General features: G+C 71.4%; 17 protein-coding genes. 10 read left to right on the top strand and 7 right to left on the bottom strand.

Translation table 11 applies throughout. The features are described 5' to 3' along the window. Positions 1 to 10: 10 nt before the first annotated feature. The 3 genes from ACIQIB_RS15325 to ACIQIB_RS15315 all read left to right on the top strand — a co-directional run bounded on the left by ACIQIB_RS15325 (position 11) and on the right by ACIQIB_RS15315 (position 1,187). A complete protein-coding gene (locus tag ACIQIB_RS15325) occupies positions 11 to 394 on the top strand; it encodes a winged helix-turn-helix domain-containing protein (protein ID WP_400758314.1) in 384 nt (127 codons plus the stop codon). 183 nt (positions 395 to 577) lie between these two features. Then, positions 578 to 874, top strand: a complete 297-nt coding sequence (locus tag ACIQIB_RS15320; protein ID WP_360644528.1) for a hypothetical protein — start codon at positions 578 to 580, stop codon at positions 872 to 874. Continuing rightward, positions 867 to 1,187, top strand: a complete 321-nt coding sequence (locus ACIQIB_RS15315; protein ID WP_400758312.1) for a hypothetical protein — start codon at positions 867 to 869, stop codon at positions 1,185 to 1,187. The genes ACIQIB_RS15320 and ACIQIB_RS15315 overlap by 8 nt, the downstream gene beginning before the upstream one ends. A gap of 542 nt (positions 1,188 to 1,729) precedes the next feature. Here ACIQIB_RS15315 and ACIQIB_RS15310 read toward each other — a convergent pair. Beyond that, entirely contained in the window at positions 1,730 to 2,932 is a 1,203-nt protein-coding gene (locus ACIQIB_RS15310) for a helix-turn-helix domain-containing protein (protein WP_400758310.1), read from the bottom strand. A 563-nt stretch (positions 2,933 to 3,495) separates the two neighbouring features. Here ACIQIB_RS15310 and ACIQIB_RS15305 point away from each other — a divergent pair. The 6 genes from ACIQIB_RS15305 to ACIQIB_RS15280 all read left to right on the top strand — a co-directional run bounded on the left by ACIQIB_RS15305 (position 3,496) and on the right by ACIQIB_RS15280 (position 8,601). Further along, positions 3,496 to 3,747: a hypothetical protein gene (locus tag ACIQIB_RS15305; protein WP_400758308.1), complete on the top strand. Its 252-nt coding sequence runs from the start codon at positions 3,496 to 3,498 to the stop codon at positions 3,745 to 3,747. A gap of 306 nt (positions 3,748 to 4,053) precedes the next feature. Then, positions 4,054 to 4,314 (top strand): hypothetical protein, encoded by a 261-nt coding sequence (locus tag ACIQIB_RS15300; protein WP_400758307.1) that lies wholly within the window; start codon positions 4,054 to 4,056, stop codon positions 4,312 to 4,314. 12 nt (positions 4,315 to 4,326) lie between these two features. Continuing rightward, entirely contained in the window at positions 4,327 to 4,815 is a 489-nt protein-coding gene (locus ACIQIB_RS15295; protein ID WP_400758305.1) for a hypothetical protein, read from the top strand. Positions 4,816 to 5,304: 489 nt separating this feature from the next. Further along, entirely contained in the window at positions 5,305 to 5,580 is a 276-nt protein-coding gene (locus ACIQIB_RS15290; protein WP_400651598.1) for a hypothetical protein, read from the top strand. Between the two features lie 340 nt (positions 5,581 to 5,920). Further along, complete coding sequence (locus ACIQIB_RS15285) at positions 5,921 to 7,276, top strand: GH1 family beta-glucosidase (protein ID WP_400758303.1); 1,356 nt, start codon at positions 5,921 to 5,923, stop codon at positions 7,274 to 7,276. Positions 7,277 to 7,614: 338 nt separating this feature from the next. Beyond that, a complete protein-coding gene (locus tag ACIQIB_RS15280) occupies positions 7,615 to 8,601 on the top strand; it encodes a heme A synthase (RefSeq protein ID WP_400758301.1) in 987 nt (328 codons plus the stop codon). A gap of 70 nt (positions 8,602 to 8,671) precedes the next feature. On the opposite strand, the gene ACIQIB_RS15275 is transcribed toward ACIQIB_RS15280, so the two are convergent. The 6 genes from ACIQIB_RS15275 to ACIQIB_RS15250 are packed head-to-tail and all read right to left on the bottom strand — an operon-like array spanning position 8,672 to position 13,499. Beyond that, on the bottom strand, positions 8,672 to 9,832 hold the full coding sequence (locus tag ACIQIB_RS15275; protein WP_400758299.1) for a tryptophan dimethylallyltransferase family protein: 1,161 nt from the start codon (positions 9,830 to 9,832) through the stop codon (positions 8,672 to 8,674). A 1-nt stretch (position 9,833) separates the two neighbouring features. Further along, complete coding sequence (locus tag ACIQIB_RS15270) at positions 9,834 to 10,754, bottom strand: phytanoyl-CoA dioxygenase family protein (protein ID WP_400651607.1); 921 nt, start codon at positions 10,752 to 10,754, stop codon at positions 9,834 to 9,836. After that, complete coding sequence (locus ACIQIB_RS15265) at positions 10,751 to 11,209, bottom strand: lasso peptide biosynthesis B2 protein (RefSeq protein ID WP_363606289.1); 459 nt, start codon at positions 11,207 to 11,209, stop codon at positions 10,751 to 10,753. Before ACIQIB_RS15265 ends, ACIQIB_RS15270 begins: the two co-directional genes overlap by 4 nt. Further along, positions 11,206 to 11,466, bottom strand: coding sequence for a lasso peptide biosynthesis PqqD family chaperone (locus ACIQIB_RS15260; RefSeq protein WP_400758296.1), 261 nt, complete (start codon positions 11,464 to 11,466; stop codon positions 11,206 to 11,208). Before ACIQIB_RS15260 ends, ACIQIB_RS15265 begins: the two co-directional genes overlap by 4 nt. Then, positions 11,463 to 13,340 (bottom strand): asparagine synthase-related protein, encoded by a 1,878-nt coding sequence (locus tag ACIQIB_RS15255; RefSeq protein WP_400758294.1) that lies wholly within the window; start codon positions 13,338 to 13,340, stop codon positions 11,463 to 11,465. Before ACIQIB_RS15255 ends, ACIQIB_RS15260 begins: the two co-directional genes overlap by 4 nt. Positions 13,341 to 13,376: 36 nt before the next feature. Continuing rightward, complete coding sequence (locus ACIQIB_RS15250; protein WP_363606284.1) at positions 13,377 to 13,499, bottom strand: lasso RiPP family leader peptide-containing protein; 123 nt, start codon at positions 13,497 to 13,499, stop codon at positions 13,377 to 13,379. Between the two features lie 541 nt (positions 13,500 to 14,040). On the opposite strand from ACIQIB_RS15250, the gene ACIQIB_RS15245 reads away from it, so the two are divergent. Next, entirely contained in the window at positions 14,041 to 16,320 is a 2,280-nt protein-coding gene (locus ACIQIB_RS15245; RefSeq protein WP_400758292.1) for a DEAD/DEAH box helicase, read from the top strand. The last annotated feature ends 56 nt before the right edge of the window (positions 16,321 to 16,376 follow it).

The following is a 16,376-nucleotide window of genomic DNA, read 5'->3' as shown; positions in this document are numbered from 1 at the left end:
GGGCGGCACGGTGTTGCTGACGTTCGAGGTCATCGCCGAGGCCCTGCGGGGGCGGATCCGCTCCGGGGAGCTGAAGCCCGGGGACGCGCTGCCGACGCAGGCCGTGTTGATGGCGGAGTACGGGGCCTCCAGCCTGTCCGTGCAGAAGGCCATGGCCCTGCTGAAGCAGGACGGCTACGCGATCTCCCGCCCCGGCAAGGGAGCCTTCGTCGCCCACCCCGACGCCGACACCGACGAAGACCTCGGCAGCCCGGGCGTGGGGAACGCGCACGGCGGCGGCATGGTGGCCCGCGTGGAGGCGCTGGAACGGGCACTGGCCGAGGCTGTCGGGCAGATCGCCGACCTCCGCACCCGCGTCGAGGCTGTGGAGCTGGGCAGCAGGCACCAGGGTTGACCTGGGGATACTCCGCTCCACGGTCACTGGATCGGGTGAGATTCCCGGCCCTCGACCCGTCGTGCACGGGGCGCGGATAGGGTCAGCTCGGGACCAGGGCCCGGCCGGGGCGGTGGCCGCGTCGACGCCCGGGGTACCGGGGAGGCAGACTGGCCGGGTAGTCGTAGAAGCAGGGAGGTGGCCATGTCGGTGCAGTCGGTCCACATGGAAGGCGCGGGCGAGCGGGTGCCGCGCAACGCCGAGGGGATCGCGGCGGCGTTGTCCGGGGCGCGGCGGATGGAGTTCTACCGCGAGCTGCTGGCGGCGGCGCCGCAGGAGGCGGAGGCGGTGCTGCGGCACTGGTGGTGCGAGGCGGTGCTCGACGCCGACCAGGCGCGCGGCGACCAGCTCACCGCTGCCGCTCTCGCTGGCACGCTGCCCCTGCGAAGCGTGGCCGACGCGGTCGAGGCCCGGCGCGCGGCAGGGCTGCCCGTTGAGTGACTCCGGGGAGCCGTACGACGAAGGCGAGGACGGGGTGGACGACGATGGGTGGCCCTGCTACCTGTCCCCGGAGGTCGAGGCCCTGTTGCAGGACCCGGCCGTGACCGGCGAGGTCTTCAGCGCCATCATCTCCGCCACCGTACGGATTAACACCACCTGCGGCCTGGTCCCCGGCAGCACGGCCTCCGAGCGTTGGCCCCAGCAGCGACGGATGCCGCTCGGGTCCGGCGGCTCCCTCGGCGTCACCGAGTACGTCATCGTCGCCGACGCCCCCGAACCCCACTGTGTCATCACCCGCGTCCAGCTCTACTGACCGGCCGTCCCACCTGGGCGCGCTGCCGCCCCTGCCGTGTCGGTTGGGGGCGTGCGTCCAGATTTTCTCTACGAGGTTCAAGGCGGGACCAGCCCGCTGGAGGTTGCCCGACGTCGCCGACCGACCCAGGGCCGGACCAGCGCATGAGGTCGGTGCGGGGCGGTCAGAGAGCAGCCGGGTCGGGGCGGGCTTCAACTTGTGCCCGATGGGAGCAAGTTGTGGGGTAAGCGCTGCTTACCCGAGCACCGCCCAGGGTCGGAGCAAGTTGTGGGGTAAGGACTCCTTGCGCCTTGCGGAGCAAGTTGTCGCCTGCGACCGTCCTACGGTCGGATCGCTGGCACAGGGTCGGCCAGGGGTCCGACCCTCCGTTTCCATCGCCGGGCCCGCCGAGGGCGGTGTCCGACGCCGCCCTCGGCTCCGCAGGGCAGGTTGCCCGCCGACCGCTCCTGTGCCGAGCGACCAGACCGTGCGCAAGCCCGCCGAGTACCGAGACGCCCGCAATCAGCAGATCCGAACTCGCCCCCCGCGCCCGATCGGGACGATCAGGACGCCAGCAGCTCGGCGACTTCGGGAACGTCGCGGAACGCTCGCAGCCGGTCCAGCACGATCCGTGCGCGCTCGGTGATGCGTTCGCTGCCGCTCTGCCCCAGGGCGAGCATCCGGCCAGCAGTCCCGGCTGCGGCCTCGGGCTCGTTCGCGTCAGCGTAGGCCACGGCCAGCCAGGACAGGTACAGCGCCAACTCCCTCGCGTGACTGGCGTCGTAACGACCCAGGACGTCCGTCAGCAGCGGAACGGCGCGAAGCGGCCGGTGCAGCTCGGTGTAGACGCGGGCCTCCATGACCTGCAGTTCCCCGGCGTCCATCCAGTACAGGTACGACGGCGATTCGGTGCCGGCCGAGTCCTGAGCCAGGGCCTCGCCGGCCTCCCCGAGGGCAGCCATCGCCGGGCGGTCCTGCCCGGCGCGGGTGTGCGCCCAGGCCACCCGGTCCAGGTAGAGCGCGCGGGCTTTCGCCGGAGCATCGGGACCGGCCTCTGCCACTGCGGCGGCAGCCAGGTCTACCGCGTCGGTTGCCAGTCCGGTGTTGCTCCACTGGTAGGCCAGCGAGCCCGCCACGTTCCCCGACAGCACGCCGTCCCCGGCGGCACGAGCGGCACTGATCCCGAGCCGGTAGATCCGCTCCGCCTCGGCATGCTCGCCCGCATCGGAAGCGACCCAACCGGCAATCTGCGCCAACTCGCCAATCGCCCGTAGCAGTTCACGGCCCACATCCTCGGTGTGAGTACCCTCGCGGTAGAGCGTGACCGCCGCCCGCAGTTCCCGCAGGGCCGGGGCGATCAAGTCCTTCCCGTACACCACATCGTCGGCCAGCCGCAGGCCGTGGACCCGCTGAGCCAGGTCGGCCACCTGCCCAGCCCCGATCCGACGGCCCGTACGGGCGCTCAACGGGGACAGCGGGTCGCCCTCGGGCAGGAAGTCGGCCACGGTCAACACGCGCGGCGCGGACTCGGGGGGCTGGACTGCCTTCGCCGCTTCCAGCAGCTCGCGGGGAACCTCCAGCACCAGCGCCAGGAAGGGCAGCCACTCCCGGGGGGACCGAGTGCCGATCTCCCAGCGGGACACATCGTTTCGCGTCGGAGGGATGCGCCCGGGAGCAGCATCGGCCAGCGCCTCGGCGAGCCGCCGCTGACTCCAACCGCGCGCCCGGCGCAGCCGCCTGACCAGTTCCCCGACCGTCTCCCGCACCTGGCCAGCTTGGCAGACACAGAGGCAGACACGCTGGCTACTCCGCAAGGTTCGCGCCAAAGGGGACCCTGATCAACAGCCACAGCGGAGCCGACCACGGGCGGGCACGATGAACCAGAACAGCAGCCAAGCGGAACGCCTGTCTCGCGGGAGTGCGGAGTCTGCAGGGGAGGGGCCTCGGTTGCTTCCTTGGACCACCCCGGACGGGAACCCCTGCTACCTGAGCACCGACGGCAGGGGGTACCTCTCGACCCTCGCCGACGACATCGAAACGGTGCAGATCGGCATGGGCGAGGAACTGTTGGAGTACGCCCGAGGCGTCCTGGAACCTGGTACGCCCGTACGGCCGGCCGTCGAATACCGCTGGCTGGCCTGCCGCCTGACCGAGGCCCTGTCGGACGTTCTCAGAATCGCGGACTCGCGCGGGCAGCGCATCCCCGCCCCACAGGAGGCGACCGAAGATGCCCGACCTGACGAGCACAACTGCCGGCCAAGTCCGCGATACCACCACGGCGGTAGACCTTCGAGACCCGATGACGCGACAGAGGCAAAGGACCACACTGATGGGGACGGCCACCCGCTACCGGTTCCGCGAGTACAACGTGACCACCGACCCGGACCCCTTGGCGCTGCCGACCTTCGAGGCGCTCTGCGTCACCGGCGAAGAACAGGGCTGCGCGGCCGCGTCCGGCGAGATGCACACCCCCGATGACCTGACGCGCTGGATCGCCGGACACTGCGCGCAGACCGGCCACCAGTCCTATCGGCAGACCACCCACGCCATCGTCCGTGCCGAGCCCGGAGCGTGGCAGTAGGATCACGCGCGCAGCCGATGACAGCACAACTGGTCTATACCTCTGACGGCAGTAGCGACGGCAACAACCACGGACTTCGGCGCACATCCACGGACACCAACGGACCGTCAAACCACCGTTGACCTGCGAAAAGGCAGGTGGAGAGGGGTCGCGTAGCACACGTACTATGTACTGGCAGGTAACACGCCAGTCCTCGTCCACAACACAGGACCAGACTGCCTTATCGCCGGTGGCCCACGCGTCCGTTCGGGGAGGGATATTGACGTCGATCCTGAAGGATTCGTTCACGGCCCTTCGGCTGCCAGTTTGGAGGCGCTGAATGTGAGTGGGCTGTCGGTCTTCGACTCCGTCGAAAACCTTCGCGCAGCCAACCTGAGCGGCCAGGTTCGGGCACCGAATGCTCCGCTGCCCGACGGCCTCGGCATCATTGCGGACGGCGCTGGAGTCGGTGGACCCATGCCGATGGGGCACTCTACTGTCTATCCGACGAGGAGCATGACGTTCGAGGAATTCGATGGACTGATCAAGAGCATGAATTGGCAGAACATCGGCGTCAAGCTTCCCTGACCTAGGAGACCCATGGACGCTCGGAAGTCTGATCAAGACCTGTGGACGGCAGTCGTGGCAGCCGAAAGGCGGGCCGCCGATGTCCGGGCCGACTTCTACCGGAACGCCGAGTCGCGTCGTGACGTCCTGGCAGCTGCCTTGCAGGGGTCCAACTGGGAGCGAGACGCAGCCCTCTCGTTCCTCGAGGTGTTGCCGGAAGATGTTCCCGTGTTGCTTGATCAGCTGATCGACAACGCGGTTTCACCTGGATGGGCACTTGCCGCGAGGCGGGTGATCGCGAGTGGGCAGACGGACGTCGTTATATCGGCTGTCCGGCAAATCGTCGACGCGCGTCTGCGGACGGCGGACGCAGACGACTATCGAAGGCTGGCCGAGCTGTTCCGGCATCTGAATGACCGGCCGGCACTTCACCGGCTGGTCGGGCAGGCCGAAATGAGCGATGACCAGGACATTCGGGAGGTGGGCGAAGACTTCTCGCTCTGGCTTTCGGAATCTCTGTGAGTCGGAGCGCCGCCTGCTGAACCGGCATCCCAGGTGACGCCGTCGGACGCTGCCGACGGGGTGGCGCCCCTCCGAAACCCTTCGGAGGGGCGCCCAGGCCGTTGTGGCGGCAAAGCCTCCGGAAGGCCGCTCGACGTGGTGCCGACGTGGCCGGTCGCCGAGGAGCCCCACCGGAGCGGTATCCGGTGGGGCCGGCTGCGTTACGGCGCCGCGTCCGACGGGGCCGCCGCGACGCCGTCGAGGAGGAGGGCGAGGCCGGTGCGGAAGGCCGCGCGGTCGGCAACAGGCCATCCAGCGCGGCCAGTTCGGCCGGGCCGAGCACCGGGCGGGCCTGCGAGACCTGAAGCACCCAGGGGCGGCGTTCTGTCATGTTCGGCTTCAGGCGTGAGTGATGGGGAAGAGGGGATGGCGGCGGCGTCGGGCGGATCGGTGGTGGCTGTGTGTCGCCAGTGCCCAGAGCATCGGCTACACGTATGGCGTCCTGGGCTCGTGGCCAAGGACGTTGCCGGGCAACGCATCACCTACAGCTACGATCGGATGGGCCGCCTCGCCAGTGCGGTCGCCCCGGGTGTTGAGCTGGCCCACCGCTACGACCAGTTGGGGCGTCTGGCCTCGGAGAATGTCAACGGCCGCATCCTGGCGATCGAATGCGACGCAGCAAGTCGCCGCATCCGACGCGTCACCCCACGGGCTTCAGCCGTGCTCCACTGCGGCTTCTCGGAAAGCGGCCTTTTTCTGGGCCACTGCAACAAGCACGTTCTTTGACTCCGAGGGGCAGAGATGCCATGGTTCCACAGCTCTTCGCGGTGAGTCGGTGCACCGCTGAGCCGCGGTGAGGGAGCTCACTGCGGCTCACGGTCCTCTCGCGCGCCTCTCACGGAACCGGTGCCATGAGGTGGAATCAGGTGTCATGGCGGGTGGATGAGATGAACCCAGATCTGCGTGAATCAGACAGAATGGTGATGTGTGCACCTATTTTCGACTGCTGAGGGGCAAGTGGGTTCGGCGGTCGTTGAGGTCCGCGATCTCGGGGCGTCGACCTCTTCTGGTGTTCCAGCGTGACGTCAGTAACATGAGTCATCCTCGCATTAGTCAGGAGGCTGTCATGCCGGATCGTCTCGACCTGCCGGCGGGGTTCCGCTGGGGTGCCGCCACCGCCGCCTACCAGATCGAGGGGGCGGTGGACGAGGACGGCCGCGGGCCGTCCGTCTGGGACACCTTCGCCGCCCGCCCCGGCGCCGTCCGGGGCGGCCACACAGGGGCGGTGGCCTGCGACCACTACCACCGGTACCCCGAGGACATCGCCCTGATGAAGGGCCTCGGGCTGGACGGCTACCGCTTCTCCGTCTCCTGGCCCCGCGTCCTGCCCACCGGCGCGGGCGCCGTCAACCCGGCCGGCCTCGCCTTCTACGACCGGCTCGTGGACGCGCTGCTGGAGGCCGGCATCACCCCGCTGCCCACCCTCTTCCACTGGGACCTCCCGCAGGGCCTGGAGGACCGGGGCGGCTGGCTGAACCGCGACACCGCGTACCGCTTCGCCGACTACGCCACCGTCGTCGCCGACCGCCTCGGCGACCGCGTCCCCGCCTGGATCACCCTCAACGAGCCCTTCGTCCACACCGTGTACGGCTACGCCCTGGGCACCCACGCCCCCGGCCGCACCCTGATGTTCGAGGCCCTCCCGGCCGCCCACCACCAGCTCCTCGGCCACGGCCTGGCCGCGTCCTTGCTCCACGACCGAGGTCTGGAGGCGATGCTCTCCAACAACCTCACCCCGGTCGAGCCGGCCTCCTCGGACCCCGCCGACCTGGCCGCCGCAGCGGCCTACGACGCCCTCCACAACCGCCTGTTCACCGACCCCGTCCTCCTCGGCCGCTACCCCGACCTCTCCGCCCTCGGCGTCCCCGACGACATCTTCGGCGCCGTCCGCCCCGGCGACCTCGACCTCATCCACACCCCCGGCCTCGACGGCCTCGGGCTCAACTTCTACAACCCCACCCGCGTCGCCGCCCCCACCGAACCCGGCCTGCCCTTCGACCTGGTCGACATCCCCGACGTCCCCCACACCGCCTTCGGCTGGCCCGTCGTCCCCGAGGCTCTCACCCAACTCCTCCTCGACCTACGCGAGTTGTACGGCAAGGCCCTCCCGCCCGTCACCATCACCGAGAACGGCTGCTCCGTCGCCGAGGAGACCGTCCCCGACCAGCCCCGCATCGACTTCATGGCCGCCCACCTCGATGCCCTCGCCCGCGCCGCCGCCGAGGGCATCGACATCCGCGGCTACTACACCTGGTCCCTCCTCGACAACTTCGAATGGGCGGAGGGACTGTTCAGTCAGCGCTTCGGTCTGGTCCACGTCGACTTCGCGACGCAGGTGCGCACGCCGAAGGCCTCGTACGCCTGGTACCGCGACCTGATCGCCGCGCACCGGAAGCGGTTCGCGGGGCAGGGGGTCGGGTGACCTTATCAACTCATTTGGGAATTAGTCGACTTGATTCATGGTGTGGCCGAGAGTCAAGGCGGGCGCACTGCCGGAGCTGAAGTCGTGGAAGAAGAACCAGGGCGCCAACGCGGTGCACGAGCATCAAGGTTGATCCTCCGTTGAGCGCGCCCCAGCCCCGGCCGCCCGCGCCTCCCGCGGACGGCCGGGCCGGCGGAGGCGTTGCTCCGCGGCGGGCAGCGGGGCGGGTGCCCGGCGGATCGTGCTCGTCGTGACGCTTCGGAGGGCCTTGACCACCGATCCGTAAGGCCGTCGTAGGCTGGGCCCACCGAACGACGACTCGATCGAGGATGGCCCCGATGGCGCGAACCCCCTTGTCCTGGTTGGCAGGACGCTACACGCTCGGACCGCGGAGCGTCCGGGCGGCGGCCGTGACCTCGGTGGTGGCGGCGATCGGGATCATCATGACCGGCGGCGTCGTCCGGGTCACCGGCTCCGGCCTCGGCTGCCCCGACTGGCCGATGTGCACCGACAGCACGCTCGCGCCGACCTCCGAGATGGGGCTGCACGGCGCGATCGAGTTCTCCAACCGGATGCTCACCGGCGTGCTCTGCGTGGTGGTCGGCTGGGTGATCATCGCCGCCCGGCTGCAGCGCACCCCCGTGCCGCGGGTGCTCCGGGGCGGCTGGGCGCAGTTCTGGATCGTGGTGCTGAACGCGGTGGTCGGCGGCGTCACCGTCTGGCTGAAGCTCAGCCCGTACATCGTCGCGGCGCACTTCCTGGCCGCGATGCTGCTGCTCACCGCGGCCGCGGTCACCTGGGACGCGACGCTGGACGACGCGCGCGGCGGGCCCGCCGGGGCCGCGCCGTCCGAGCGCGCCCGGGGCCTGGCGACGGCCCTGGTGGCGGTCACCGCCGTGATGGTGGTGGTCGGTACGGTCACCAGCGGCACCGGCCCGCACGCCGGCGACTCCTCCGACGTGCCCCGGATCGGCCTGGACTGGACGACGGTCACCGTGGTCCACGGCCTGCTCGCGGCGGTGGTGCTGGTGCTGGCGGCGGTGCTGTTCGCGGCGCTGCCCCGGGACGCGTCCGGCGCCGCCGCGCGCCGCCGGACGGCGGTCTTCCTGCTGGTGGTGCTGGCCCAGGGCCTGATCGGCGTGGTGCAGTCGCTGACCGGCCTGCCCGAGGCGGCGGTGATCCTGCACCTGCTCGGTGCCGCCCTGGTCTGGGTGGGTGCGCTCCGGGTTCTGCTCGCGGCCCGCCCGGCCCGGCTGCTCGCACCGTCCGGGCCGGAGCCGGTGCTCCCGGCGCCGGCCGTTCGGGCTCCGGAGCACTCGGCCTGAGGGCCGTCGCTCGCACTGCTCCCGCCCGGACCCCCGCGGCGCCCGGCCCCGTGCCGGGTGCCGCGGGGGTTCAGCGTTCCGCGCGGGCCGCGGCGTCGACCCGGTCGGCGGCCAGATAGAGCGTCAGCTCGCCGTCGGCCCGGTCCAGTTTGGCCGCCGCCCAGTGGAACGGGTTGGCCGCGGAGCCCTCGGGCGCGGCGGCCGCACAGCGCGCGACCAGCGCCTCGACCCGCCCCCGCACCGCCGGTGCGAGCAGCCCGCCGAGCCGGGCCAGCGTCGGCGCCGCGTGCGGGGTGTAGTGGTTGAACGGCAGGTACAGGGTGGCGTCCTCGGGCCGCCCGGGATGCCGCGCGGTCAGGCTCCAGCAGAGCGTCGGCCGTACCCCCGGCGCCGCCAGCGCCTGCGGCCCGGCGGCCGGGAGGGCGTCCAGCAACGCGGCGGTGCTCTGCCGGGCGGTCGCGGAGAGCCGGGCCATCCGCTCCTCCAGTTCGCCGGCCGACCGCTCGGTGATGGTGGTGTAGAACTTCGCGCGCGCCGCCGGCGAATCCACCAGGTCCAGCGAGAACACCGCCGGCATCGGCACCTCGATGCTCGCCGGGTCGTGCGCGCGCAGCCACCGCCAGGCCTCGCCGTGGCCCAGCCGCTCCAGCGCGGCGCCGACCAGTTCCCGGTTGCGGGCCAGGCCCTGGGCGAGGGTGTCCAGGTAGACCTTGACTCCCGAGAGCCCGTCGGGCCGGACCGTGGCGGCCAGGCAGAGCCCGAACGAGGCCTTCCGGCTGACCGGGCGGAAGAGGTCGCGCAGCACCGCCGCCCGGCCAGCCGTGGCCACGTTCTGCCGTTCCAGCTCGGCGAGGATCCGCCAGCCCTGCTCCCAGCTGCCGAGCGCCGTGGTGTTCCCGGCCGGGGGCAGCGGGCGCAGGAAGATCCGCAGCTCGGGCTCGCCGTCGCCGAGCACCAGCGAGTACTCGAACGGTGCCACCCGCGCGGCCGGATCGGCGGGGTCGGAGCCGCGCGAGTCCCGGTGCCCCCAGCCGTCGAACAGCAGCGGCACGGCGGCGTCCACGGCCGTCCCGAAGCCCGGGCCCAGGGCCAGCGCCTCGCCCAGCCAGCGGAGCCCGCGGGCGGCGCGCTCCGCGAAGCCGTCCGTCGCGGCCCGCCGCTCCGGTCCGGTGGCCGGGAGAGTGGCCGGGGGAGTGGGGCGGGTGCCGGGGTCGCCGAGGTCGGTGGTCATCTCAGCGGCCCGCGCGGAGCTCGGCCGGCACGTACGGGGCGGTGTCGATACCCGGGTACAGCTCCGCCACCCGCTCCAGCGACTGCTCCGTCCAGTAGCCGTCCCCGGGCGGGGGGAAGCCGAGCAGGTGCCGTTGGCGCGGCGAGAGCTCGACCATGAACTCCCGGAAGGTGTCCCAGCCTGGCGAGGCCGGCCGCATCGACCACAGGTGCTTGTCGGTCCAACGGGCCACCGCCGCGTGGATGTTGAAGAAGAGCGCGAGCCGCCGGCCGTGCGTGCCCTGGTAGCCGGCGCCGCGGTGGACGATGTCACCGACGAAGAGCAGCACCGAGCCGCGCTTCGCCTCGATCGGGCGCTGCCGCTCGTACAGCTCGGGGTAGGTCTCCTTCTCGTAGGAGGCCTTGCCGGTCGCGGTGAGCAGCGGCACACCGAGCTGCTCGGCCCGCGCGACCACGTAGGTCGGCCCGGTGTCCACCGTGACGTCGGTCAGGTAGACGATGCCGAACAGCCGTTGGTAGACGCCGTCGGCGCGCGGCGGCAGCAGGCTGCTGGCGGCCCAGGCGTCGTTGTGCAGCGTCTGGTCGATCGAAGGCCCGTACGCCGTGCCGTACTTGGCCTGGATGAACGAGCTGGTGAGCCGCAGGTCGGGGTCGCCCAGCAGGTGTTCGGCGACTTCGATCACGCGCGGGTCGAGGGAGAGCCGGTTGAGCGCGTTGGCGGAGAACGGGAACGGCACCGCGTGCTTGAGCGCGGCGACCTCCTCGGCGGTGGTCCGGCCGTCCTCCGGGTCCGGGAAGTAGGTCTCCATCGCCGCGACCGCGTCGGTCAGGGCCTGCCCGGTCACGAAGTCCGGTACCAGCGCGTAGCCGTTGGCGGCGATCTCCTTGGCGATCGCCGCGGTGTCCAGGGTGCCCATCGTCATGCCTCTCCGTCCGCCGTGGCCGCCCGCCCGGCCCGGGCAGGCGGGCGGGAGACCTGGATGTTCTTGTGGAACCCGTCCAACCGCAGCGGCTCGCCCACCGGCTCCCCGTCGACCTCGATCCAGGCGTGCGCCGCGAACGGCGCGAGGTTCACCCCGGAGACCCAGTCCGCCCAGCCGCCGCGCGCCCGCACCAGCAGGGCGGCGGCCACCGACCGCTCCAGGCAGTACTGGCCGGCACAGCGGCCGCTGACCGAGACCACGTCCTCGCGGGCCCGCAGCGCCTGGGCGTAGGAGGCCGGCCGGGCGTTGGCGCTCAGCCGGCGCAGCAACCGCTCCAGCCGGTCCGGGCTGGAGGTGGTGACCAGCAGCCGGCTCGCGGCGACCGCCAGCAGCGGCACGATCCGGCGGTGCGGCGGCAGCCAGGCGCGTGGCTCCGGGGTCATGTGCAGGGTCATCGGTCCACCACGATCCGGGCCGCGCGCAGTTGTTCGACCAGCCGGAGGACGTCGTCGGGAATTCTCTCCCGGGCCGCCGGAAACCTTTTCCGGAGAGTTTCCGTGATTTCTTCCGGGGATTGTCCGGCGGATAACAACTCGAAAACGTCGGCGCCGAGCCGATTGAGCCGGAAATACTTCCCGGATTTCTTGTCGAGGAGCACCGCCGCCTCGCTCTCCCGGACCAGGGTGACGTGTGGCACCACGCGCGGCGTCACGGCGCCACCGGATAGCTGTTCACCAGAATTCCTCCCGGTTCCCTCGGTGTCGGGGTCGTCCGCCCGGCCACCGTGCGCAGCCAGGCCTCGGCGCCGAGCGTCAGCTCCAGCGCCGCCGTCTCGTGCTGGGGGCGCATGGTGTCCCGGATGCTCGCCCGCAGCGCGTCCGGGTCCACCAGGCCGTGCTCGGCCAGCAGCGGCTCCTCGACCATGGCGAGCAGCGCCCGCCGGTTGCGCTGCAGGCCGCGGTAGACCGACATGCTGAACTCGCCCTTGGTCGAGCGGGAGAGCGCCCCGCTCCCGGTCGGCCCCATGGCGGCCTTGAGCAGCGGCTTGTAGCCCCGGCCCGGGAGCGACTCGCCGCGCGGGACGGCCAGCGCGGCCTCCAGCACGTGGTCGTCCATGTAGGGCAACGACAGCAGCACGCCGGAGCGCTCCATCAGGTCCCGCAGCGGCCCGAGCCGCTGGCCGCCGATCCGCTGCCCGGCCACCGCGGTGTGGGAGGCCCGGTCCCCGGCCTGCGGGCGGACCTCGCCGGACCGTTCGCGGGCGATCTCCCGGATCGCCTCGGCGGCGTGCGCGGTGGCCCAGGGCGGCAGGTGCAGGGCCGGCCCCCAGCCGACGGTCGGCCCGTCCGTGGCCGGGCGCGGCAGGTGCAGGGTGCTCAGCTCCTGGGTGAACCACGCGGCGTACGTCCGCCGGTCGGCCAGCGACCTGACCACCTGCGGCAGCGTCCACCGGCGGAGCCGGGCGAGCGGGCGGATCCCGCGCACCGCCGCCACCGGCGCGGTCCGGTAGAGGTCGCTGAAGTAGGAGGGGGCGACGGTGAACAGCTCGTCGCCGCCGAAGCCGCCGATGTGCACCGTCGCACCGGTGGCGGCGAACAGCCGGGACATGGCGGTCTTACGGGTGCGGTTGCGGATCAGCGTGTACGGCTCGCCCAGGCCGTAGGGCACCTCGGTGACCAGGCCGGCGTCGCCGTCCCAGATGCCGTCGTACGGGCCCGGTACGTCCTCCGGCCCCAGCACGGTCAGCTCCCGGCCGATCTCGCGCGCCGCGAGGGCGGCCCAGCGGGCGTCGTCGTGGTTGGGATCGACGGTCTGCTCGACGAACGACCGGAACGACGCGTCCTGGCCGGCCAGCAGGTAGCAGAGCGAGGTGGAGTCCATGCCGCCGGAGAGGTCCGCGGAGAGGCCGGCCGCGGTGCGCACCCGGACGGCCACCGCCTCCTCCAGCGCGGCGCGCAGCAGTGGTGCCCCTTCGGCGAGCGGGAGCCCGCCGGTCGGGGGCCGCCACCAGGGCCGGGTGTCGGCGCGGTCGCCGGTCAGGCGCAGCCGGTGGTCGGCGGGCAGCCGGTGTACACCGGTCCAGTGGGTGCCGTCGGTCAGGCCGTAGTCGAAGCCGGGGTGGACCAGCCCCCAGGCGACCATCTCCGGCCGCGGGGCGCCCCCGCTCCAGTCGATCAGCGGCTCCACCGAGTCGGCCGCCGCGTAGCCGCCCTCGGGGTGGCGGGCGTAGCAGACCTGCCGCAGCCCGGAGGCGCTGCCCTGGACCCAGAGCGCATCGCCGTCGGCGCAGATCAGGTGGAAGCTGCCCGGGACACGGTGCGCCGCGGCCAGCAGGCCGGGTACGTCGTCGTGCCGGTCGAGCAGCCGTGCCAGGCGCCCGGCGTCGGCGTCGAACTCGCCGAACAGCGCGAGGCGCCTGGCACCCGTGCCGGCGACCACCAGCCGGGCGTGTGAGGCATCCGCGACGATCCACGGACGCCCCGACGGGTGGTGCACCACCCGTACGCCGTCGGCCGGCACCGGGATCCTGGGCGCCGGGCCTTCGGCTTTCCCCGGGAAAGCCACGAACCAGGACGTGCTGCCCACAACCCCTCCGTTCACCAGCGTGCTGTCGGGGCGGGATCAGATGATCGCCACGCCCTCACCGTCGTTGCTCGCCCAGCCGTACCAGGTGGTCACCTCGTTGAATTCACCGACCGGCAGCAGCGCGGGAGCCTCGTACTCCGTCTCCTCGATCTCCTTCATTGATATTCACCTCCTCCGGAAAACTTGCCTCGATGCTAATCACGGTTCAGTTGCGTCGGCAAGAGTGCGAACAGTTCCCATCCGTCCTTCTGTTTGTGGACGCGGTACTTCCGGACGGCTGGGCGATGGTAAAGCAGCGGACATGGCCGGGCGGTACATGCGCGAATTCCGACCGGAATCGGGCGGGAACGTTCGCAGGGCATGCATGGGGTGTGCACATCCGGGGCGCGGCCTGTCACTTCCGCCAGGCTCCGGGCCGGGCCGGGCCGGCGACCCGGCGCCCGGATGGAATCATGGGGATGCCCGGAGAGGGCGCCGCACGGTCGAGTCGGGACAGGAGCCGTCAGTGGGAGAGCGGCAACGGACCGTCCGGAAGCCCAAGGTCGTCCTCGCGGACGGCGAACGGCTCCACGCGGTCGCTCGCGCGGTCATCGGCGATCACCGGAGTGCTGTCGAGCAGGTGTGCCAGGCCGCCGCCGGCCTGAGGGGCCGGCTGGTCCGGGACGAGCTGGACGCCATCCCCCTGGCCCGGCTGAAGGATGTGACCGAGGGGCGGCTGCGCGTCGCCGCGTTGGAGGCCGCCGGGCTCAGGACCGTGCGGCAGGTTGTGGACGCCACGCCCTACACGCTTCAACTGCTCCCCGGAGTCGGGGCCCAGACTGCCGCCCAGGCCATTGCCGCCGCGGGGCAGATCGCCCGGGCCGCCGAGCGGACCGTGGCCATTCGGCTGGACATCGACCACCAGGATCCGGCCGGCACCGCACTGGTCATCGCGCTCCAACGGCTGGTCGCCGCCGGGCCCGATGCGAGACGGGCCAGGGACACCGCGGAGCGTGTCGTCGGTGAGGTCGCCGCCCTGATGTCCGCCGCCCAGCCGGCCCGGGGCGTTGTCAGAGGCCTGTTCGCCGGGCGGCAGCGCAGACAGCAGGCGCTCGCCGCGGTCGATCAACTCGACGCCCTCGTCGCGGAGATGGAGGGCGAAGGGGCGGCCGTGCTCTTCGCCCAGGCGTCCGTGGACCTTCTCCGCCCCCTGGTCACGGACATCGAGGCATGGGCGGACTTCGAAGTCCGCTCGGCCGAGTTCTACAGTGTCCTCGCCGAGACCGCCGGATTCGGCCCCGACGGGGTCACCGCCTCCGAGGGCTTCCTTCCGGAGAATCTGTCGGACCGGGTCCGGGCCGAGCCACTGAACGACACGCGGTGCAAGGTCTCGCTCCGCGGCTACCAGGAGTTCGGTGCCCGCTTCGCCCTCGCGCAGAAGCGGGTGATCATCGGTGATGAGATGGGCCTCGGGAAGACCGTTCAGGCGATTGCCGTGCTCGCGCATCTTCGAGCGCACGGGAGCACACACTTCCTCGTCGTCTGCCCGGCCAGCGTCCTCGTCAACTGGGTCAGGGAGATCGAGTCACGCAGTACGCTGAGGGCGTTCCGGTTCCATGGCCAGGAGAGGGAGGCGGCGCGCGCCGAATGGCTCGGAAACGGCGGCGTCGCCGTCCTGACGTTCGATGGACTCCGCCGGCTGGAGGTCCCGGTCGGCATGGTCGTGGTGGACGAGGCCCACTACGTCAAGAACCACGGCGCCAAGCGTTCTCAGGCGGTGGCCGAGTGGACCGGCCGCGTCGACCGCGTCCTGTTCCTCACCGGCACCCCGATGGAGAACCGGGTGGAGGAGTTCCGGAACCTCGTCCACTATCTGCGGCCTGATCTGCTGCCCCGGATCCACAGCGGTTCGGCCGCCGCAGGGCCGACGTCGTTTCGCAAGGCAGTCGCCCCGGCCTACCTCCGCCGTAATCAGCAGGACGTTCTCACCGAGCTTCCCGACGTCGTTCATGTCGACGAATGGGAGGAGTTGACGGCATCCGATCTCGCCGCCTACCGGCTGGCCGTCGCCGAGGGGAACTTCATGGCCATGCGCCGTGCCGCGTACGCGGACCCGGAGAGGTCCGCGAAGCTGCAGCGGCTGATGGAAGTTGTCGAGGAGGCCGCGGACAACGGATTGAAGGTCGTTGTCTTCTCGTTCTTCCGAGATGTTCTGACGGTTGTCCAGGAGGCCCTGGGACAGCGTGCGTTCGGCCCGGTCGACGGCGGCCTGGACGCGGTTCGACGGCAGGACGTGGTGGACGAGTTCGCCGCTGTGCAGGGTCATGCGGTGCTGCTGAGCCAGATCCAGGCCGGAGGTGTGGGACTGAACATCCAAGCGGCCTCGGTTGTCATTCTCTGCGAACCACAGGTGAAGCCCACCATGGAGAGCCAGGCGATAGCCAGGGCTCACCGCATGGGCCAGGTGCGGCGAGTGCGGGTGCACCGGCTGTTGGCCACGGACAGCGTCGACCAGCGGATGGTGGAGATTCTTCGCGCGAAGAGCCGGTTGTTCGACGAATACGCGCGCCGGAGTGACGTGGCCGAATCGACTCCTGAAGCGGTCGACATCTCGGAGCAGTCGCTGGCGGCGCTGATCGTGGAGGAGGAACAACTGCGCCTCGCCCGGCCGGCCGGCCGGGAGCGCGGAGGTTTCCTGCCCTGGCGACGGCCCGTCCGTCAGATCGTGAGGAGCACGTTGACCAGGACGCCGACGGCGACCACCGCGAGGACGACCCAGGGCCACATCGGACGTTCCTTCGGGGGCTTCCAGCCGGCTGAATCTGACATGACTGCTCCTGACTCGAACTGGTACGGGGAGGGACCGCGGCCGACGTCCTTCCCGGCTCCCGTGGGATCCGGTGGCTGCGTGTGTCCGTTGTCCTGGCGCTGGTTCCGCCTTCGACGACTCCATTCTGGAGCCGGGCGCGGGGGATTTCACGGGGGCCTGCTTCCGGTCTGAGGTGCAGTTCTCTGCACCTTCGGCCGGCAGGCACCCGGCGCCCCGCCCCGGTCCGC

Origin of the sequence: Kitasatospora sp. NPDC092286 (assembly GCF_044755565.1) — a bacterium.
Classification (GTDB): Bacteria; Actinomycetota; Actinomycetes; order Streptomycetales; family Streptomycetaceae; genus Kitasatospora.
This window is presented reverse-complemented; position numbering and strand designations above follow the sequence as displayed.